Here is an 18023-nt window from a genome sequence, read left to right as displayed (position 1 = left end):
GATCAGGCTTCATGACCCTTCGCTTACTGTTTATTCTCGGGGCCCTCTCGGCCTTCGCTCCCTTCGCCATCGACATGTACCTGCCCAGCTTCCCCTCGCTGGCACTGTCGTTCGCCACCGATATCGAACACGTGCAGCTGAGTCTGGCAGTGTATTTCGCCGGTCTCGCCAGCGGCCAGCTGTTCTATGGCCCCCTGGCGGACCGTTTCGGCCGCCGCCTGCCGCTGCTGATCGGCATCGGCCTGTTCTGCCTGGCCTCGCTGGGCTGCGCCCTGGCGCCCAGCCTGCCCTGGCTGATCGCCGCCCGCTTTGTCCAGGCCCTGGGCGGTTGCGCCGGCATGGTGATCGCGCGGGCGGTGGTACGCGATCTCTGCGAGCCGATGGCCGCGGCGCGGGCCTTTTCGCAGATCATGCTGGTGACCGGGATCGCGCCCATCATCGCGCCCTTCGCCGGCAGCCTGCTGCTCAGCACCTTTGGCTGGCAGGCGATCTTCGTCAGCCTGGCGCTGTTCGCCGCCGCCTGCGGCACGGCGGTGGCGCTCTGGCTGCCCGAATCCCTGCCGGCGCACCATCCGCGGCCGCCGCTGCGGGGGGCCTTGCGCAACTACCTGCGGCTGCTGCGCGATCGCACCTTCATCGGCCACACCCTCACCGGCGGCATCGCCATGGCCGGGATGTTCGCCTACATCTCCGGTTCGCCCTTCGTGCTGATCGAACTCTATGGCGTCAAACCCGAGCACTACGGCTGGGTCTTCGGCCTCAACGCCGCCGGCTTCATCCTGCTCGGACAAGTCAATGCCCGCCTGGTGGTCCGCCAGGGCCCGGCCTTCTGGCTGCGGCGCGCGGTGATGGCCTATGCCGCGGCGGGACTGGTCCTGCTGCTGGTCGGCGCCTTCCAGCCCAAGGCGCTGCCGGTGCTGATGATCCCGCTGTTCTGCGCCATCGCCCTGCTCGGCGGCATCGTGCCCAACGCCTCGGCCTGCGCCCTGGCCGGGCAGGGCGCCAATGCCGGCAGTGCCTCGGCGCTGATGGGCAGCCTGCAATTCATCCTGGCGGCGCTGGCTTCCAGCAGCGTGGGCGCCCTGCACAACGGCACCGTGGTGCCCATGTGCGCGGTGCTGGCGCTCTGCGCGGTGGCGACCGCGCTGATGGCGCGCTGGACCCACAGATCCACAGCCGTCTGAGGCGGAGTGGATTTTTCCCGACGCGGCAGGTCAGATAGGCGAACCCTCATCCTTCCAGGGACGCCGACATGACCTTCGCCTACTGGTGCATCTTCCTCGTCTACCTCGTGCCCTATGGCGCGGCCTACTACGCTAAGTTCAAGGGCAGCGGCTTCACGCCCGAGGACAACCGGGATCCGCGCAGCTTTCTTGGCAAGCTGGAGGGTGCCCGGGCCCGGGCCAACGCTGCCCAGCAGAATGCCTTCGAGATCAATCCGCTGTTCGCCGCGGCGGTGATCGTCGCCCACGTCACCGGTGGCGCCGACCAGGGCACCATCAACTTCTGGGCCTTCCTCTTCCTGCTCAGCCGCATCGCCTATACCTGGCTGTATATCCGCGACCACGGCACCCGCCGTTCGCTGGCCTGGGTCGGCGGGATATTCTGCTGCCTCTGCCTGTTCATCGCCGCGGCCTGAGTGCAACGTCGCTGCCGGTCTTGACCGGCAGCGACGGCTGTAGCTTCATTAGCGCCCTGTCTTTCTCGGCTGGCCGCCTGCATGACGTCTCCTTCGCCCGCCCAGCAGGTGCTGGGGCACTTCGCCGAGCTCGCCCAGGGCCGTGGCTATACCCTGGATGCAGCGCAACAGGCCGCCATCGACCGTTTTGCCCAGCTCGCCGATGAGCTCCTGCGCCCGCGCCTGTTCCGTCGCCAGGCGCCGCGCAGCCTCTATCTCTGGGGCCCGGTGGGGCGCGGCAAGAGCTTCCTGCTGGACGGCTTCTTCGCCGCCCTGCCATTCGCCGAGAAGCGCCGGGTGCACTTCCATGCCTTCTTTCGTGAACTGCACGAGCGGATGTTTCGCCAGCCGCCGGGTGGCGATGCCCTGGCCGCCAGCCTGGACGAACTGCTCGCAGGCTGTCGATTGCTCTGCTTCGATGAATTCCATGTGCATGACATCGGCGACGCCATGCTCATCACCCGACTGTTCAAGGCGCTGTTCAGTCGCGGCGTGGTGCTGATCACCACCTCCAACTATTCGCCGGAAGGGTTGCTGCCCAATCCGCTCTACCACGAGCGCTTCCTGCCGGCGATCCGGTTGATCGAGACGCGCATGGACATCCTCGCGGTGGCCGGTCCCCAGGACTATCGCGGTGCCAGTCCTGCCGAGCCCGATCCCTTCGGTATCGGTGCCTATCTCTGGCCGGGCAGCCTGGAACAGCGCCAGGCGCTGGGGCTGCCGCCACTGGCGCAGACCAGGATCGAGGTGCCGGTGGGCCATCGCAGTCTGCCCGCCATCAGCGCCGCGGAGGGCCTGTTGCACTTCAGCTTCGCCGATCTCTGCGAAGGCCCCACCGCGGTCCTCGACTACCTGACCCTGAGCGAAACCTGGCAGCGCTGGCTGCTCGATGCGGTGCCGCCGCTGCGCGACGCCAGCCCCGCCGCCCGCCAGCGCTTCATCAACCTGGTGGATGTGCTCTACGACCGCCGGCTGGCGCTGTTCCTGATCAGCACCGCGCCCCTCGACGCGACCCTGGCCGACAGCGAGATCGCCGACATGTCGCGGACGCGCAGCCGCTTGTCCCAGCTGCGGCAGATCGGGCCGGACTAGCGCTCGGCCTTCAGCTTCGCACTGTCCAGGTGCCAGCGGCGCTGTTCGGCCGAGGCGCCGTCGACGTCGTTGACCCGGCGTAGCTGATAGCGGCCGCTGAAGGTCTGGCGGGTACCGTCGGCGAGGCGCGCCCTGACCGTCACCGGGATGCTGACATAGCTCGAACCGGCTGCACCCTCGACCGGGCCAGGTCGACCGAGGGTCACCTGGACGCTGCGAGTCCTGGCATAGCCCTGGCGGAATTTCTCGTAGCTGTTGCCGGGCTGACCATCGCTTCCCCATAGCTGCCAGGCGGTGCCGTAGTCCCGCGCATCCAGCGCCCGGTAGTAACGCCGGACCACGGCTGCCGCCGCCTCGGCGCTGCTGGGCAGCGGACCGCAACCGGGTTCCTTGGCCGCCTCGCCATCGCCGAACAGGGCACAGCTGCGGGCGATCTCGTCCTGCATCAGCGCGCAGCTGTTGGCCGCGTTGCAGGGCGGTCGCGTGGCGGGGGAGAGCGCTCGGCAGGTGGTGGCCAGGACCTGAGCGGGCCGCTGCCCGATTTCCTGGGCGCAACTGCGCGGTGAAGGCTCCGTAGCGGCCAGGGCGCCGGTGACGAGGGACAGCAGCAGGGGGCAGAGCAGCCAGCGCGGGGACATCGAGGCGATCCTTGAGCAAAGTCCCAGCCTAGCAGGGCAGGGGCGACGGGGAAAAAAGCCTGCGACGGTCATCCGTCGTCTGGCTACCTCTCTGACGTAAAAGCGTCATGTGGCCGGCGCAGGGTAGCCAGATCCCGTGTCGGAGTTCGCCCCATGCCTTCGTCCAGTCCAGTCGCCTCCCTGTCGCCGCTGTCCCATCCCCTGCACAGTTCGCGCAAGCCCGGTCCGCTGCGGATCGTGCTGTTCAGCGTGCTGCTGCTGACCGGTCTGGCGGTAACCCTCGGTGGTATCCACAACGATGTCAGCGATGCCCAGTCGCCGCCTACCACCTGGCTGCCCTTCGCCGGTCTGGCGCTGGCGCTGGTGATCGCCCTCGGCTTCGAATTCGTCAATGGCTTCCACGACACCGCCAACGCCGTGGCCACGGTCATCTACACCCACTCGCTGCCGCCCAATGCGGCGGTGCTCTGGTCCGGCTTCTGCAACTTCCTCGGGGTGCTGTTCTCCAGCGGTGCGGTGGCCTTCAGCGTCATCGCCCTGCTGCCGGTGGACCTGGTGGTGGAAATGGGCGCGGGCAAGGGCTTCGCCATGATCTTCGCCCTGCTGATCGCCGCCATCATCTGGAATCTCGGCACCTGGTGGCTGGGCTTGCCGGCATCGTCCTCCCATACCCTGATCGGCTCCATCATCGGGGTCGGTCTGATGCATGCCTGGCTGGGCGGGATGGATGGCAGCAGCGGCGTGGACTGGGGCCAGGTGGCCAAGGTCGGCTATGCGCTGCTGTTCTCGCCGCTGATCGGCTTTGTCTGCGCGGCGCTGCTGCTGGTGCTGCTCAAGCGGATCGTGCGCGACCAGACGCTCTACCAGGAGCCGAAGAGCGCCGAGCCGCCGCCGCCGTGGATCCGCGGCCTGCTGATCCTGACCTGCACCGGGGTGTCCTTCGCCCATGGCTCCAACGATGGCCAGAAGGGCATGGGCCTGATAATGCTGATCCTGGTCGGCGCCTTGCCGACCGCCTATGCGCTCAACCGAGCCGTGCCGGCCACGGCCACGCCAGCCTTCGCCGCCGTCGCCGAGGTCACCGCCAGCGGCCTGCGCCAGGCGGCGCCCCAGGCCGCACCGGCCGATCCCCATGGGGTGCTGCTGGAATTCGTGCGCAAGCGACAGAGCAACCCCGAGGTGCTGCCCGCGCTGGCAGCCATCACCAACGACATCGCCCGCGAGGTGCGCCAGTACGGCGCGCTCAACAACGTGCCGGCGCAGAGCATGCCCAACGTGCGCAACGCCATGTACCTGGCTTCGGAATCCATCCGCCTGCTGGAAAAGGAGCACCTGCCGGGGCTGGCGCCCAAGGCGCAGGAGGACCTCAAGGAGTTCAAGCGGCAGATCGACCAGGCCACCCGCTTCATCCCGTTGTGGGTCAAGGTGGCGGTGGCCATCGCCCTGGGCCTGGGGACCCTGGTCGGCTGGCGGCGCATCGTCATCACCGTCGGTGAGCGTATCGGCAAGACCCACCTGACCTATGCCCAGGGCGCCTCGGCCGAACTGGTGGCCATGGGCACCATCGGCGCGGCGGACGCCTTCGGCCTGCCGGTCTCCACCACCCATGTGCTGTCGTCCGGGGTGGCCGGGACCATGGCCGCCAACGGCTCCGGACTGCAGTGGGCGACGGTGCGCAATCTGGCGCTGGCCTGGGTGCTCACCCTGCCGGTGGCCATGGCGCTGTCCGCGTCACTCTACTGGTTGCTGGTGCACCTGTTCTAAGAGCCTGTTCAAAATCTGCTGCGCGTCGGCCAAACTGTGTTGAAAATGACTTCGGAATGCTCATTTACCACTCGTAAACTCCGCTTCCTCAGCCATTTTCGCCTTGTTTGTCTCTAGCTCGCGAGATTTTAACCAGGCTCTGACACGGCTTCGGTCAGGCAGCGGCGAAACAGCGCCACGGCCGGCAGGTCGCGCCCGGCGTGGCGGGCGATGACCTGCAGTTCGCGGTGGAAGGTGAGGGGCCCCAGGGACAGCCGGCGCACCCGCGGACGCTCCAGCCAGAGGCCGGCGCAGGGCACCAGGGCCACGCCCAGGCCGTGCTCGACCATCTTGACGATGGCATCGAGTTCGTCCAGTTCGAGCACCTGGCGCACCGCCAGCCGCTGCTCGCGCAGAAAGGCGCTGACCCGGCGCCCGCCAAAGGAGTGGCGGTCGTAGCGGATGAAAGGCTGGGTTTCCAGCAGCAGGCGCGGATCATCGCCGGGCAGGCCTGGCGGCGCGATCAGCACGAAGGGTTCCTGCAGCAGGGTGGTGGCGTGCAACTCCTTGGGCAGCTCGAAGGGCGGGCGGATGAGGATGGCCAGATCCAGCTCGCCGGCATCCACCTGGCTGAGCAGCGCCAGGGATACGCCCGGCACCAGCCGCGGTTCCAGGCGTGGCGCCTGCTGGCGCAGCCGTACCAGGGTGCCGGGCAGCAGGCCGGTCTGGACGCTGGCGATGGCGCCGATGCGCAATTCGCCCTGGATCTCGTCACCGGCGCCGGCCATGCGCGCATAGGTGGCAAGGATCTCTTCGGCCAGCGGCAGGGCCCGGCGACCGGCGGCATTGAGCAGGGCGCTGCGACCATTGCGGTCGAACAGGCTCACGCCCAGATTCTGTTCCAGGGTGCGGATCTGGGCGCTCACCGCCGAGGGCGTGAGGCCCACGTGCAGACCGGCCGCGGCAAAACTGCCATGGCGGGCCACGGCGAGCAGGGTCTTGAGTTCGCGAAGCATGGTGGTGGCCTGAAGGCAGGGGAAGCCACTGTAGCGAGCCACAAAATTTTTGTCGCTCGGAGGCAGTAAAATACGCTTTATGCACAGGAAAACCTGGGGTGAGAATGGCTGCATTCCCCCTGAGCAGGATTTCCCAGCATGGCCCTGTCACCCTTTCACCTCGCCATTCCCGTCTACGATCTGGCCGCCGCCCGGCACTTCTACGGTGATGTCTTCGGCCTCGCCGAAGGTCGCTCCAGCGATCACTGGGTCGACTTCGACTTCTATGGCCATCAGCTGGTGATCCACGAGCACCCCAAGACCGCGTCCCAGGACGAGGCCCATACCAACGCGGTGGACGGGCACAACGTGCCGGTACCGCACTTCGGCATCGTGCTGGGCTGGGACGAATGGGAAGCCCTGGCCGAACGGCTGCGCGCCCGGGAAACCCGCTTCGTCATCGAGCCCTATATCCGCTTCCAGGGCCAGGTCGGCGAGCAGGCTACCATGTTTCTCTTCGACCCCTGCGGCAATGCCCTGGAGTTCAAGGCCTTCAAGGACATGAGCCAGCTGTTCGCCAAATAGGGCGACTCGGCAGGTCTGCTGTCGCGCAACCTAGGCAAAAGGCGCGGCAGCGGCCATCCTTGCAGCCTTGCCCGTCGCCCGGTTGCCGCCATGAATGCCCGCCAGCCCTTTCTCGATCCCTATCACCAGACCATCCGCCAGCTGTCCGATCGCATCGTCGCGGCCCAGGCGCCGATCCGCATCCTCGATGCGGTGAAGTGGGACGAGGGGGTGCGCCAGGGTTTTCTGGAGGGCAAGGGCCAGCGCCTGCCGGCGGTGGATCGTGCCTTCTACGAGGGACGCCCGCTGGGCTTCGACGGCGATGCGCTCAAGGGCGAATTCCAGAGTATCGAGCGCGAGGTCACCCGCCAGCTCGGCCAGTTCAATCCGGTCGGCCAGATCATGAGGCGGATGTGCCGCGAATACCGCATGGTGATCCGCATGCTGCAGGCGCGGGGCACCCCGGATTTCGGCCTGATCTCCCAGGAACTCTATGGCGCGGCCTCGGACGCCTTCCACGCCGGCGATCCGACCCTCGCCGACCTGGGCATGATGATGTCCAGCTACCTGGACAACATCGCCCATCGCGGCGCCCTGGAAGACGAGCCCAAGACCCTCACCGCCAAGGACGCCGTGCCCATCCTGCAGGCGCGCCTCAATCGGGTGTTCGGTGAGACGGAAGGCACCATCCGGGTGTTCGAATCCGATGGCATCGTCGCCGACGCCGCGGCTGGCGCCGACTACATCAAGGTGCGCGCCGACGCCCTGTTCAACGAGCGCGACGTCCGGGCGCTGGAGGTCCACGAGGGCCTGGTGCACGTCGGCACCACCCTCAATGGCCAGAACCAGCCGATCTGCACCTTCCTGGCCAAGGGGCCGCCGTCGTCCACCGTGACCCAGGAAGGCCTGGCGATCCTCATGGAGGTGATCGCCTTCGCCTCCTATCCGACCCGGCTGCGCAAGCTGACCAATCGCACCCGCGCCATCCACCTGGCCGAGGACGGCGCCGATTTCCTCGAGGTCTTCCGCTTCTTCCAGGAGCAGGGCTACGACCTGGAGTCGGGCTACCAGAACGCCAGTCGGGTGTTTCGCGGCTCGACGCCGACGGGGCTGCCCTTTACCAAGGACCTGTCCTATCTCAAGGGCTTCATCCTGATCTACAACTACATCCAGCTGGCGGTGCGCAAGGGCAAGCTGGAGCAGATCCCGCTGCTGTTCTGCGGCAAGACCACCCTGGAAGACATGCGCATCCTGCGCCAGCTGGTGGACGAAGGCGTGGTGGTGCCACCCAAGTACCTGCCCGCGCAATTCCAGGACCTCAACGCCCTGGCGGCCTGGATGTGCTTCTCCAACTTCCTCAACCACCTGAGCCTGGATCGGATCGAGGCGGACTACGCCAATATTCTCTGAGCATCCCTGCCGGTGCGGACATGAAAAAGCCCCGGCAGACCGGGGCTTTTCGTTTCAAGGCGGCGCGGGCATCACTCGCCCTTGAAGGCCGCCGCGATGCTCGGCTCGCTGTCACCCGTGCGCGAATCAGCCGAACGCTCCGGCACGAAGGCCAGGGCGCGATTGAGGGCGCCGCAGGCTTCCAGGCCGCTGGCGCGGGCGATGGCTTCGGCCACGGCGCTGCCGGGAATGGTCTCGTCGCGCAGCAGCTGGTCGGTGATGTCGTCCAGCGCCGGCTTGAGTTCGGTGATCAGCGCCAGGCAGCGATGATCCAGGCTGTGCAGCAGCTGATCGGCAGAAGCGATGCTGGGCCCGGCGTCGAACTCGATGCCGGCGTCGCGCAGGGCCTGCAGGCTGAGCAGCGAGCCGCTCGGGCCCATGCCCAGGGAGGCGACCATGGACAGCGCCAGCTTGGAGGCTTCCTGCAGGTCCTGGGCGGCACCCGAGGAGACCTCGTTGAAGTACAGCTGCTCGGCGCAACGACCGGCCAGCAGCATCTGGATGCGGCCTTCGAGTTCCGACTTCAGGTGCAGGCGCTTGTCTTCGGTGGGGGTGATCAGGGTCACGCCCAGGGCCTGGCCCCGCGGCAGCAGGGTGACCTTTTCCACCCGACCGACGTTGAGCACCGCGGCGACCAGGGCATGACCGGCTTCATGCACGGCGATGCGGGTGCGCTCGGCCGAACCCAGCGGGGTGACGCCGACCGGTTGCTCGCCGATGCGGCAGGTCTCGATGGCCTCGACGAAGTGCGCCATGGTCACGGCGCTGGCGTTCTCGCGCGCGGCCAGCAGGGCGGCGTGGTTGCTGATGTAGGCGATGGCCGCCGGGGTCAGGCCCACGGTGCCGCGGGAGAGGGCGGCCAGGTCCAGCTCGCCTGCGCAGGGCAGCTTGCCGGCATAGAGTTCGAACAGCGCCCGGCGGTCTTCCAGACTCGGCAGCGGCACGGCGATGGTGCGGTCGAAGCGACCTTCGCGGCGCAGCGCCGGATCCAGGGAATCGGCGAAGTTGGTGGCGCCCAGCACCAGCACGCCGCTGGTGCCTTCGAAGCCGTCCAGCTCGGTGAGGAACTGGTTGATGATGCGGTTGGCCTCGGCATCGCTGGAGCGCGACTGCTCGGCGCGGCGGCCGATGCCGTCGATCTCGTCGATGAAGATGATGCAGGGCGCCTTCTTGCGCGCGGTGCGGAACAGCGACTTGACCTTCTGGATGCCGACCCCGAAGAACATCGAGGAGAAGTCGCTGCCGGTCACCTGGATGAAGTGGGCGTTGCACTCGGTGGCCAGGGCCTTGGCCAGCTGGGTCTTGCCGGTGCCGGGCTCGCCGGTCAGCAGCACGCCCTTAGGCGGACGGGCACCCAGGGCGGCGAAGGCCGCGGGATTGCGCAGGCAGGTGGTGACGTCTTCCAGCGCCCGCTTGGCTTCGGCGGCGCCGACCACGTCCTTGAAGGAGATACCGGTGCCCTTGCGATGCAGCTTGAAGGGGCTGGCGAATCTCAGGGCCAGGGGGATGGCCAGCAACAGCAGGAGCAGGTAGCCCGGCAGGTTTATCAGCAGGGCGTCGAGCCAGGGATGACGCTGCCCGGATTCGCTCCAGGTGGCCACCGGGAACAGCGGTTCAGCCTGGGTGGCGTAGTCGGCCAGCAGGCGATCGGCGATGCGCCCGCCGTTGTCGGCCACGGCGTAGTGCTCGCCGCGATTGGTGTCTATGTAGAGGATGTGATCACCGAGCACGGCGCCGGTGATGGCCTTGGCGCGCAGATCGCCCAGCAGCACGGAGAGATCACGTGGCTGCCGGGTCCAGTGTTCGGGGGCCTGCTGCACGCTGGCGAGCATGGCGGTGGCGGTAGGGGCCGGGGTGCTGGGCGTGAGCCACAGCCAGCTGGCCAGGCTGAGGGCGGTGACGAGGGCCAGGGCGCCGGCAATGAGCAGGCGCGGATACTTGGAAACGACGGACTTCTTCATTCACATACCGTTAGGCTAGGAGCGACATCGGACGCGGACTCCCGGATTATCGGCCTGTGGCGAAAAGGGTGAACCTCAGTTCCCCGGAAAACGATGAGTGGACTCACCATCCGTCGAGTAGCGTCACACTTTCGGTCTTTTTCGCGGTCCGCAAGACCCTGTTGTTTTGCCGCAGATGTCAGGAGTCAACGTATCCATGCCCTATCCCAACGACTGTCGCGATGGTCTCGCCGCGTTGCCGCCGGTGCTGCTCGAACATCTGCGCCAGGCCGACGAGGTGCTGGTCCTGACCGGTGCCGGCGTGTCGGCGGAAAGCGGCATCGCCACCTTTCGCGAGGCCCTGACCGGGCTCTGGGCGCGCTTCGATCCGGCGCAACTGGCCACGGCCGAAGCCTTCGTCGAGGACCCGGTGCGGGTCTGGAGCTGGTACGAGTGGCGGCGTGCCCAAGTGCTGGCGGCCCAGCCCAATCCCGCGCATCTTGCCCTGGCGGACTGGGGCCGGCAGCACGGGCGGTTGCGCCTGGTCACCCAGAATGTCGACGACCTGCACGAGCGCGCGGGCAGTCGCGAGGTGATTCATCTGCACGGCAGCCTGCATGCGCCGCGCTGCTTCGCGTGTGCGCGGCCCCTGGCAGTACCGCCGCTGCCGGAATCCGCGGAGCCACTCGTGGCGCCGCCGCACTGTCCCGCCTGCGGCGGTCTAGCCCGACCTGGGGTGGTCTGGTTCGGCGAGTCGCTACCCGCAGAAGCCCTGGCCAGCGCCTGGACCCTGGCCGAGCGTTGTGACCTCTGCCTGGTGGTCGGCACCTCGGGGCTGGTGCAGCTGGCGGCCAGTCTGCCAGGGGTGGCGCGCCGGCAGGGGGCCACGGTGGTGCGCATCGATCCGCAGCCGGCGGCGGATTTCAAGGGTGACTGGCAGCTGCTGGGCGCAGCCGGGATGATCCTGCCGGCGCTGCTGGAGCGCCTCTAGCCCTTCAGTGCAGCGCCTGGCCGCCGGTCCCCAGGGCATCCAGGGTGCGCTTGAGGGCGGTGTAGGCCTGACGCTGCTCGTCGTCCTCGGTCAGCAGGCCGTCGAACAGGGTGGCGACCAGTGCCGGATCCTGGGCGACGAAGCGGTCGATCAGGACGTCGTTGTCCTGGCGCCCGGCGGTGATCAGCAGCACGGCGAGCTGGGCGACATAGCGCGCCGCCAGCGGATAGGCCTTGAGAAAGACCTTGAAGGGGGCATCGGCCAATCCCGGCGCGAAACCCTTGGCCAGGCCCTGCTGGGCCGCGGCGATGGCCTGGCGGACGGCGTCCTGCCAGTTGCCGGCGGTCATCGCGCCCGCCGGCAGGGCGCGGCGCATCTGGCCGAGCAGGCTGTTGAGGAAGATGCGGCGGTTGGTCTGGTAATCGTCGTCGGTATCGAGCAATTCGCGGCGAATGCGGACCAGGACGCGATCGTCCTCGGCGTCGGCGGTCACCGCCTGCTTAAAGGCCAGGGTCAGTTCGCGGTCCAGCAGGCCGGGCTTGCGGCCTTCCAGCTCGGCCTGCAGTAGCGGCCCGCTGGAGTCGGCGAAGAAGAAGCGCTCGGCGTGGGGCGCCAGGCGTTCGCGCAGGCGCGGCCAGAGCTCGGCGGCGAACAGCTGCTCGGCCGTGCCGCCGGAAACGATGACGCGGTGCTGTGGCGCCTCGGCCAGATAGTCGAACAGCGCGGGGGTATCGAGCGCGGTGCGATCGACGATGAGGTAGCGGTGCTTCACGGCAACTCCTGAATGCGACGGCCGCACCTGTCGGGGGGCGGCGGGATGGCCGTTAGTCTATAGGAAGGCGGGAACGCTTGGCCCGGGCTTTGGCCTAATCAACCAGGGTGCAGTCCGCGACACCCTTCCTTTCGCGGCCGGAGGACACCAAGATGCGCAAGACCCCGCTGATCCTTGCCCTGAGCGCTGCCCTGGCCCTGGTGGCCGGTCCCAGCCTGGCCGCCAGCAGCAACAACGACGCCGGGGTGACCGGCAACGGCATCGGCGCGCCGGGCAGCTCCAACACCAGCAACAGAGACAGTGCGGACGACACCTCCAGCGCCACGCCGTCCACCCAGAAGAAGGCCGACAAGACGCCTGCCACCAAGGCCCAGGGCAGCCAGCAGAAACGCGTGCTCAACGATTGATGGTCAAACAAAAGGCGCCTCTCGGGGCGCCTTTTTTCGATCGCAGCCTGTAACGGCGGAAGAGCCTCAGCAGGCGCGGGTGTAGCGGACCTGCCAGTCGAGTCGCTCATGGGTGGCCCGTTCGATCCGGGCGCGGCTGTCGCAGATGAAGGCTTCCAGCAGGGAGTTGTCCAGCAGATCGACCCGCGCGATGCGGCGTTGCAGGAGCGCCGTGCCGTTGGGTGCATAGACCTCGACGTTGAAGGTCGCCTGATCCTGGGCGGTCATGGCGCACAGCATCGGTTGAAAAGCGCCCTTGATAATGGTGTTCGCATCCGTGAACTTCAGCGGCTCGGCCATCGCAATCACTCCTGTCAGCTATAACGCTTCGACCGATTCTTGGGCTACCCGTTCGACTTTTGCCACGACCGGCTGGCAGATTTGTGATGCAGGCGGTGGCGCTGCCCGTGCAGGGGGCAGCCGGTCAGTTGATCAGGGTACCGAAGGCCTTGTCCGCCTCTATTACCTCGGGCAGTTCGCCCAGCAGAAGCTCCAGATCCACGCCTTCCAGCAGCGGATTGGCCAGGGCCGCCTTGGCCTGGTCGTTGATGCCGCCGTGACGCCGCAGGACGAAGGAAATCAGCCGCGCCTGGGCGACCATGCGCGCCGGAGCGGAATCCTCGGGCGCGTCCTGGGGATGCAGCTGGTAGGCGATGGCGTGCTGGATCACCACCGGCAGCTGCCAGCGGCGGGCCAACTCGGCGCCCAGCTCCGGATAGCCGAAGCCGATGGCCTGGTCGGCGGGCACCGGGGCGCGCTGCTCGGCGTCGATGCGCACGGCGATGTCGGGCGCCGCGGTCCTGATCAGCAACTCGCCGATGCTGTGCAGCATGCCGCAGGTGAAGGCGGTCTCGGGATCGGCACCGGCCTGGCGGGCGAGGACGCGGCAGATGCTGGCCACATCGAAGCTGTGCTGCCAGAAGTCCCGCGGATCGAAGCTGGGGTTGTGGCGGAAGGCCGCGGTCACCGCCGAGGCCAGCACCAGGGTGCGCAGGGCGTCGAAGCCCAGGCGGATGGCGGCGCCTTCGATGCTGGTGGACGGTCGCACGCCACGAAAACGCACCGAGTTGGCCAGGCGCAGGACCTTGGCCGAGAGCACCGGATCCAGTGCCAGATTACGGGCGACGTCTTCGATGCTGCTGTCGGGATCGTCGAACTGCTGGATCAGCTCCTGAGCCACCTTGGGAATGCTGGGAAGGGTATGCAGGTGATCGAACAGAGCATCGATTTCCATGATGGCGCCTGGTTTGTTCTATACCGAGGGTGGGAGCTGATAAGGCGTTGAAAGCATGAACGACGGCCTGGGCACTGCCAAGCCTAGCCGAGAATCCGCAGCGAAGAGCTTAGCGGGCCGGGCGCTGCGGGTTGCAGGACAAGCTGACCGGTGGCGTCATTTCGCCGCCGTCCGTTGGCGCGATCCGTGCGCGACCGTGGTCCTATCCGGTCCAGTGATGGGCGAAGCGATAACCAGACGTCTATCGTCTTGCTTGAGTCCGCTTTCCGCCGACGACGGGCCACGAATGGGATAGCATCCAGTGATATCAGTTGGCCACTAAATTTGGCGTTCGAGTTGTGCAATGACCTATCAGACTCACATTCGCCAGATGCTGCAGTTGCCCAATGTGCTGGCGCAGAGTACCGGCATCCTAGGCTGGCTGATCAGCGTGCTGATCAACCCCTTCCTGACCGTCGGGGTGCCGGCCTGGGGCTGGCTGGCCTTCGCCGGCATGATCGGCTCCTGCCTGGCCATGACCACCGCCCGGCGGTTTGCCGTCTGGCGCCTGTTCGCCCTGGTGTTCGTGCTGTTCGAGGCCCTGGCCTTTCGCTTCCAGATCCTCGGCATGGGCGAGGCTGGCCATGCCTGGATGATTCCCATGGCCATCGTCATCACCCTCGGCTCGACCATTCTGTTTTCCCATGTGCTCGACTATGGCATCGCCGCCGCGGCGGTCTGGCTGCTGCTGTTCTATGGCGCCTTGGACAGCATCACCGCGACAGCCCTGCCGCTGTTCGTGGTCATGCTGGGGGCCAGCCTGGCACTGGGGCTGCTGCTCAATGCCACCTTCGTCCGCATCGTCGCCAGCACCCTGGAGCTCAAGGAAAGCTATCGGCTACAGGCGGAAACCGATGCCCTCACCGGGATCAGCAACCGCCGCGCGCTGATGCTGGACATGGAGCAGGTCTGCCGCGAGGGCTCGGCGTCCTGGTATTTCGTCATGCTCGACATCGACGACTTCAAGCGGATCAACGACAGATTCGGCCACGACAAGGGGGACCAGGTGCTCAAGGAGATGGCCGCTACCCTGGTCAGGCACTTCCCGGGTGGCCGCTTCGGGCGCCTGGGCGGCGAGGAATTCGGCGTGCTGTTGCAGGCCGAGGACGAGCGCCAGCTGGCACAGCGACTGCAGGCGCTGCTGGACGATAGCCGCAGCAACACCTGCACCGGCAGCTGCTTTTCCTTCAGCGCCGGGGTGGCGCGCCTCGCGCCGGGCTATCAGCCCTCGGAGCTGCTCAAGCAGGCCGATGGCGAGCTCTATCAGGCCAAGCGCGCCGGCAAGGACCGGGTGCACTACCGCGGCGGCATGATCTGCGGCTAGGCCCGTCCGCATGGCGCCCGGGCCACGCCTAGAGCGCCTGATCCTGCAGCGGCGGATGGGTGCGATTGCGGCCTAGGTGCTTGGCGCGGTAGAGCGCGGCATCGGCGCTGGCCAGCAGATCGGCGGGCTGGGGCGGCGGGGTCTGCCCGGGCGGCTGGACGGCGATGCCGAGACTGACGGTGATGCGGCCGAAGGGACTGGTGGCATGGGCCACCTCCAGCACCTGCAGGCGTTCCTGGACCGTGGCGGCCACCCGCTGGGCGCCGCTTTCGTCGCAGTTGGGCAGCAGCAGGACCATCTCCTCACCGCCGTAGCGCGCGGCCAGGTCGCCCGGGCGGCGCGCCGCCGAGGCCACCACGCCAGCCACCGCCTGCAAGCAGCGATCGCCCGCGGGATGGCCATAGTGGTCGTTGTAGGCCTTGAAGTGATCGATGTCGATCATCAGCAGGCTGAGCGACTGGGCGTTGCGTTGCGCCCGGGCCAGCTCCACCGGCAGCAGGTTGTCGAACTGCCGACGATTGCCCAGCCCGGTCAAGCTGTCCTTGAGCGTCAGCAGGTGCAACTCGTCATGGGCCTGGCGCAGGGCCACGGCGCTGCGTTCGCCGGCGCGGATCTCGCGCAGCAGGCTGAAGCCGAAGACCAGCATGCCGACGATGATGAGGCCGACCACCGTCACCGATCTCAGCATGTCCTGGCGCCAGCTGGCGAGGATGTCGCTCCGCGAGATACCGGCCAGCGCCACCAGTGGATAGCCTTCCAGATGCTGGAAGGCATAGAGGCGTTCGCGGCCGTCGAGCATGGCGCGCACCAGGGCGGTACCGCTGGGGGCCTGGGTCACGTACTGGCGAAACAGCGTGCTGCTGGCCAGCGCGGTGCCGACGTGCTCGGGCACATAGGGCCGGCGGACCATCAGGGTGCCATCGTCCTGCGCCAGGGTGATGGCGCCGCGGGCGTCCAGCTTGAAGCGCTCGTAGTAGTCGACGAAGTACTGCAGGCGGATGGTGGCCAGGAGGACACCGGCGAAGCGACCGTCGCGGTCTTCCAGCCGGCGTGATACCGGGATGATCAACTCGTGGGTGCTGCGGCTCTCGATCACCGTGCCGACGTGCAGCACGTCGGCGGCGTGCTGGCGGTGAAACTGGAAATACTCGCGATCGGCATTGTTGGCCCGGGGCGGCTCGCTGCTCTTGTCGGTCACCCGTCATTCGCCATCGCGACCGTAGATGAACAACCCGTGCAGTTGCGGCAGGAGCGCGGCCTGGCGCGCCAGCAGGCGATGCACGCGGGGGCGGTCCAGGTGCTCGAGGGGTTGATCCTCCAGGCGGTCGCGGATGCTGACCAGCAGCGAATCCGCTTCCTTGATGGCGTCGTCGGCATGCTGCGCCGCCGCCAGGGCGATGTTGCCGACGTCGCTGCGCGCGCTGGCGAAGGCGTTCTGGTAATTGCGCCATACCTGCCAGGACTCCAGCGCCAGGATCACTGCGACGGCACAGACCAGCAGCCACAGCGCCCGGCGCTGGGTGGCCGGGTTGCGCGGCGGGAGGGGGGTATCGTCGGCGTCGACCATGGCGGGGTAGGTCCTCGTCCTCGGTGTGCAGGAGACCGCGCGCCGGGCGATTCAGGCCACTACACGGGGATAAAAGTCAGACGAGTCTACAGTTTCGTCGGAATCTTGCAGAGCGCACGAATCCTCATGGCACCGCCGTGGTCACTAGCGATACGGCCGTCCTCGGGATGGCACCCAGCCAACTGCCTGACCGGGAGGTCAAAGATGTCGCAGATCGCCGAACAGATCGTCGCAGACGCCATGCAGCGCATCGAGGAGAACGAGCCGCAGCACGCCGCTGATCCCGTGCGCAACTTTTCCCTGACCCTGACCGATCCCGCGGAGATCCGGGTTGGCGCGGAAATCTACTTTCTCTTCGAACAGCGTCTCAAGGGGTTCTATCCAGATGCTCGGGTCGTGGTGCGCGGCCATGCCGCCGAGGGCTACAACATCACCGCCCAGGTCGAGCGCCGTCGCTCGGCCTGATGGTCGGGCCCTCGGCTCGTGCTAGGTGCGGGCCAGCTTGACCAGTTGCCGGGCCAGTAACGGCCCGGTCAGCACCACCCCGATCAGGCGCAACGCCTGCATGGCCAGCACCAGGCCGACATCGGCATGGGCATCCACCGCGATGATGGCCATGGAATCCAGTCCGCCCGGACTGGTCGCCAGATAGGCGGTAAGAAAGTCCACGTGCATCAGCTTCGCCATCAGCAGGGCCGAGAGGGCGCACAGGGCGATCAGCAGCAGTGAGGCGAAGATCATCTTGGGCAGGGCGCGCCAGACATAGGCGACCGTGGCCCGATCGAATCTCAGACCCACATAGCAGCCCATGGCGCCATAGGCCGCCGCGAGCAGCAGATGGGGCAGGGTGATGTCCAGCCAGCCGTTGAGTTGCAGCAGGGTACCCAGGGCGATCGGCAGTAGCAGGGCGCCGGCAGGAAACAGCCGACCGCCCAGCCAGCTGCCGGCGAGGGCCACCGCCAGGGTCAGCGCCAGGTTGAAGGCGAAGTGGTCGTCCAGGCTGACCACGGTCGCCTGGGTCCCGGTGCCGCTGCCTTCGGCGCCCAGCAACCGGCCGACCAGGGCACTGATCAGCACCACGCAGACCACCCGGACATATTGCATGGTGGCGACGATGCGTGGGTCGGCGCCGTATTCCTCGGCCATGGCCACCATGGCGGCCGCGGCGCCAGGCGTGGTGCCCCAGGCGGCGGTACTGCCGGGCAGACCACCGAAGCGCACCAGCAGGGCGCCGGTAAGCAGGCTGAGCAGCACGGTCAGGGCGGTGGCCAGCAGCATCACCGGCCAGTGCTGCGCGACCGTGAGCAGCACCGCAGCGGTCATGGCATGGGCGATCAGGCAGCCCACCACGCCCTGGCCGGTCTGGAACAGCCGCCGTGGCAGACGAATGGTGGCGCCGCTGACGCCAAAGCCGATGGCCACCAGCATGGGGCCGAGAAAGAGCGCCGCGGGTACCTGCAACCAGCTGAGTCCGCCCCCGACCAGGGCGGAACAGAGGATCAGGGCCAGCCATTGCAGCAGGGGTAGATAGGGCGAGGGGGCAGACGGGGT

General features: G+C 67.5%; 19 protein-coding genes. 10 read left to right on the top strand and 9 right to left on the bottom strand.

Annotation, left to right across the window (positions count from 1 at the left end; translation table 11 throughout):
* Positions 1-11: 11 nt before the first annotated feature.
* From GSQ95_RS07000 to zapE, 3 genes are all read left to right on the top strand, one after another.
* Positions 12-1184: a multidrug effflux MFS transporter gene (locus tag GSQ95_RS07000; RefSeq protein ID WP_158896407.1), complete on the top strand. Its 1173-nt coding sequence runs from the start codon at positions 12-14 to the stop codon at positions 1182-1184.
* 68 nt (positions 1185-1252) lie between these two features.
* Positions 1253-1639 (top strand): MAPEG family protein, encoded by a 387-nt coding sequence (locus GSQ95_RS06995; RefSeq protein ID WP_158896408.1) that lies wholly within the window; start codon positions 1253-1255, stop codon positions 1637-1639.
* A gap of 81 nt (positions 1640-1720) precedes the next feature.
* Positions 1721-2770, top strand: coding sequence for a cell division protein ZapE (gene zapE, locus GSQ95_RS06990; protein WP_158896409.1), 1050 nt, complete (start codon positions 1721-1723; stop codon positions 2768-2770).
* Here the strand turns inward: zapE and GSQ95_RS06985 are convergent.
* The gene (locus GSQ95_RS06985) at positions 2767-3408 is read right to left on the bottom strand and encodes a hypothetical protein (RefSeq protein ID WP_158896410.1); all 642 of its coding nucleotides are present in this window, start codon (positions 3406-3408) and stop codon (positions 2767-2769) included. The genes zapE and GSQ95_RS06985 overlap by 4 nt on opposite strands.
* Before the next feature lie 153 nt (positions 3409-3561).
* On the opposite strand from GSQ95_RS06985, the gene GSQ95_RS06980 reads away from it, so the two are divergent.
* Positions 3562-5172, top strand: coding sequence for an inorganic phosphate transporter (locus GSQ95_RS06980; RefSeq protein ID WP_158896411.1), 1611 nt, complete (start codon positions 3562-3564; stop codon positions 5170-5172).
* Between the two features lie 128 nt (positions 5173-5300).
* Here the strand turns inward: GSQ95_RS06980 and GSQ95_RS06975 are convergent, their stop codons facing one another.
* Positions 5301-6167 (bottom strand): LysR family transcriptional regulator, encoded by an 867-nt coding sequence (locus tag GSQ95_RS06975; RefSeq protein ID WP_158896412.1) that lies wholly within the window; start codon positions 6165-6167, stop codon positions 5301-5303.
* A gap of 138 nt (positions 6168-6305) precedes the next feature.
* Here GSQ95_RS06975 and GSQ95_RS06970 point away from each other — a divergent pair, with 138 nt between their 5' ends.
* Both GSQ95_RS06970 and GSQ95_RS06965 read left to right on the top strand, forming a co-directional pair.
* Positions 6306-6731 carry a VOC family protein gene (locus tag GSQ95_RS06970; RefSeq protein WP_133862875.1) on the top strand — a complete coding sequence of 142 codons (426 nt, stop codon included), beginning with the start codon at positions 6306-6308 and terminating at the stop codon, positions 6729-6731.
* 90 nt (positions 6732-6821) lie between these two features.
* Positions 6822-8120, top strand: a complete 1299-nt coding sequence (locus tag GSQ95_RS06965; protein ID WP_158896413.1) for a flavohemoglobin expression-modulating QEGLA motif protein — start codon at positions 6822-6824, stop codon at positions 8118-8120.
* A gap of 71 nt (positions 8121-8191) precedes the next feature.
* Here the strand turns inward: GSQ95_RS06965 and GSQ95_RS06960 are convergent, their stop codons facing one another.
* Positions 8192-10120, bottom strand: a complete 1929-nt coding sequence (locus tag GSQ95_RS06960) for an AAA family ATPase (RefSeq protein ID WP_158896414.1) — start codon at positions 10118-10120, stop codon at positions 8192-8194.
* Between the two features lie 196 nt (positions 10121-10316).
* Here GSQ95_RS06960 and GSQ95_RS06955 point away from each other — a divergent pair, with 196 nt between their 5' ends.
* A complete protein-coding gene (locus tag GSQ95_RS06955; RefSeq protein ID WP_158896415.1) occupies positions 10317-11090 on the top strand; it encodes an NAD-dependent deacylase in 774 nt (257 codons plus the stop codon).
* A 4-nt stretch (positions 11091-11094) separates the two neighbouring features.
* On the opposite strand, the gene GSQ95_RS06950 is transcribed toward GSQ95_RS06955, so the two are convergent.
* Entirely contained in the window at positions 11095-11862 is a 768-nt protein-coding gene (locus GSQ95_RS06950; RefSeq protein WP_158896416.1) for a hypothetical protein, read from the bottom strand.
* A gap of 152 nt (positions 11863-12014) precedes the next feature.
* Here GSQ95_RS06950 and GSQ95_RS06945 point away from each other — a divergent pair, with 152 nt between their 5' ends.
* Entirely contained in the window at positions 12015-12269 is a 255-nt protein-coding gene (locus GSQ95_RS06945) for a hypothetical protein (protein WP_158896417.1), read from the top strand.
* A gap of 66 nt (positions 12270-12335) precedes the next feature.
* On the opposite strand, the gene GSQ95_RS06940 is transcribed toward GSQ95_RS06945, so the two are convergent.
* Both GSQ95_RS06940 and GSQ95_RS06935 read right to left on the bottom strand, forming a co-directional pair.
* Entirely contained in the window at positions 12336-12608 is a 273-nt protein-coding gene (locus GSQ95_RS06940) for a hypothetical protein (protein WP_133862881.1), read from the bottom strand.
* Positions 12609-12732: 124 nt separating this feature from the next.
* On the bottom strand, positions 12733-13545 hold the full coding sequence (locus tag GSQ95_RS06935) for an HDOD domain-containing protein (RefSeq protein WP_218580197.1): 813 nt from the start codon (positions 13543-13545) through the stop codon (positions 12733-12735).
* A 340-nt stretch (positions 13546-13885) separates the two neighbouring features.
* Here GSQ95_RS06935 and GSQ95_RS06930 point away from each other — a divergent pair, with 340 nt between their 5' ends.
* Positions 13886-14905 (top strand): GGDEF domain-containing protein, encoded by a 1020-nt coding sequence (locus GSQ95_RS06930; protein ID WP_158896419.1) that lies wholly within the window; start codon positions 13886-13888, stop codon positions 14903-14905.
* Positions 14906-14933: 28 nt separating this feature from the next.
* Here the strand turns inward: GSQ95_RS06930 and GSQ95_RS06925 are convergent, their stop codons facing one another.
* On the bottom strand, positions 14934-16103 hold the full coding sequence (locus GSQ95_RS06925; protein WP_256664491.1) for a sensor domain-containing diguanylate cyclase: 1170 nt from the start codon (positions 16101-16103) through the stop codon (positions 14934-14936).
* Between the two features lie 3 nt (positions 16104-16106).
* Positions 16107-16472: a hypothetical protein gene (locus tag GSQ95_RS26430; RefSeq protein WP_256664490.1), complete on the bottom strand. Its 366-nt coding sequence runs from the start codon at positions 16470-16472 to the stop codon at positions 16107-16109.
* Positions 16473-16676: 204 nt separating this feature from the next.
* Here GSQ95_RS26430 and GSQ95_RS06920 point away from each other — a divergent pair, with 204 nt between their 5' ends.
* Positions 16677-16937 carry a hypothetical protein gene (locus GSQ95_RS06920; protein ID WP_158896420.1) on the top strand — a complete coding sequence of 87 codons (261 nt, stop codon included), beginning with the start codon at positions 16677-16679 and terminating at the stop codon, positions 16935-16937.
* 21 nt (positions 16938-16958) lie between these two features.
* Here the strand turns inward: GSQ95_RS06920 and GSQ95_RS06915 are convergent, their stop codons facing one another.
* Entirely contained in the window at positions 16959-17993 is a 1035-nt protein-coding gene (locus GSQ95_RS06915; RefSeq protein ID WP_372240105.1) for an AbrB family transcriptional regulator, read from the bottom strand.
* Between the last annotated feature and the right edge of the window lie 30 nt (positions 17994-18023).

The sequence above is a fragment of the Pseudomonas sp. BAV 4579 genome (assembly GCF_009765395.1).
GTDB classification, from domain to species: Bacteria; Pseudomonadota; Gammaproteobacteria; order Pseudomonadales; family Pseudomonadaceae; genus Chryseomonas; species Chryseomonas aestiva.
The sequence above is the reverse complement of the archived record's forward strand: the minus strand, read 5'-3'. Positions and strand labels throughout refer to the sequence as shown.

Coding starts and splice junctions, on each gene's coding strand:
- GSQ95_RS07000 (WP_158896407.1), top strand. CDS start 12: ATGACCCTTCGCTTACTGTTTATTCTCGGGGCCCTCTCGGCCTTCGCT.
- GSQ95_RS06995 (WP_158896408.1), top strand. CDS start 1,253: ATGACCTTCGCCTACTGGTGCATCTTCCTCGTCTACCTCGTGCCCTAT.
- zapE (WP_158896409.1), top strand. CDS start 1,721: ATGACGTCTCCTTCGCCCGCCCAGCAGGTGCTGGGGCACTTCGCCGAG.
- GSQ95_RS06985 (WP_158896410.1), bottom strand. CDS start 3,408: ATGTCCCCGCGCTGGCTGCTCTGCCCCCTGCTGCTGTCCCTCGTCACC.
- GSQ95_RS06980 (WP_158896411.1), top strand. CDS start 3,562: ATGCCTTCGTCCAGTCCAGTCGCCTCCCTGTCGCCGCTGTCCCATCCC.
- GSQ95_RS06975 (WP_158896412.1), bottom strand. CDS start 6,167: ATGCTTCGCGAACTCAAGACCCTGCTCGCCGTGGCCCGCCATGGCAGT.
- GSQ95_RS06970 (WP_133862875.1), top strand. CDS start 6,306: ATGGCCCTGTCACCCTTTCACCTCGCCATTCCCGTCTACGATCTGGCC.
- GSQ95_RS06965 (WP_158896413.1), top strand. CDS start 6,822: ATGAATGCCCGCCAGCCCTTTCTCGATCCCTATCACCAGACCATCCGC.
- GSQ95_RS06960 (WP_158896414.1), bottom strand. CDS start 10,120: ATGAAGAAGTCCGTCGTTTCCAAGTATCCGCGCCTGCTCATTGCCGGC.
- GSQ95_RS06955 (WP_158896415.1), top strand. CDS start 10,317: ATGCCCTATCCCAACGACTGTCGCGATGGTCTCGCCGCGTTGCCGCCG.
- GSQ95_RS06945 (WP_158896417.1), top strand. CDS start 12,015: ATGCGCAAGACCCCGCTGATCCTTGCCCTGAGCGCTGCCCTGGCCCTG.
- GSQ95_RS06940 (WP_133862881.1), bottom strand. CDS start 12,608: ATGGCCGAGCCGCTGAAGTTCACGGATGCGAACACCATTATCAAGGGC.
- GSQ95_RS06930 (WP_158896419.1), top strand. CDS start 13,886: ATGACCTATCAGACTCACATTCGCCAGATGCTGCAGTTGCCCAATGTG.
- GSQ95_RS26430 (WP_256664490.1), bottom strand. CDS start 16,472: ATGGTCGACGCCGACGATACCCCCCTCCCGCCGCGCAACCCGGCCACC.
- GSQ95_RS06920 (WP_158896420.1), top strand. CDS start 16,677: ATGTCGCAGATCGCCGAACAGATCGTCGCAGACGCCATGCAGCGCATC.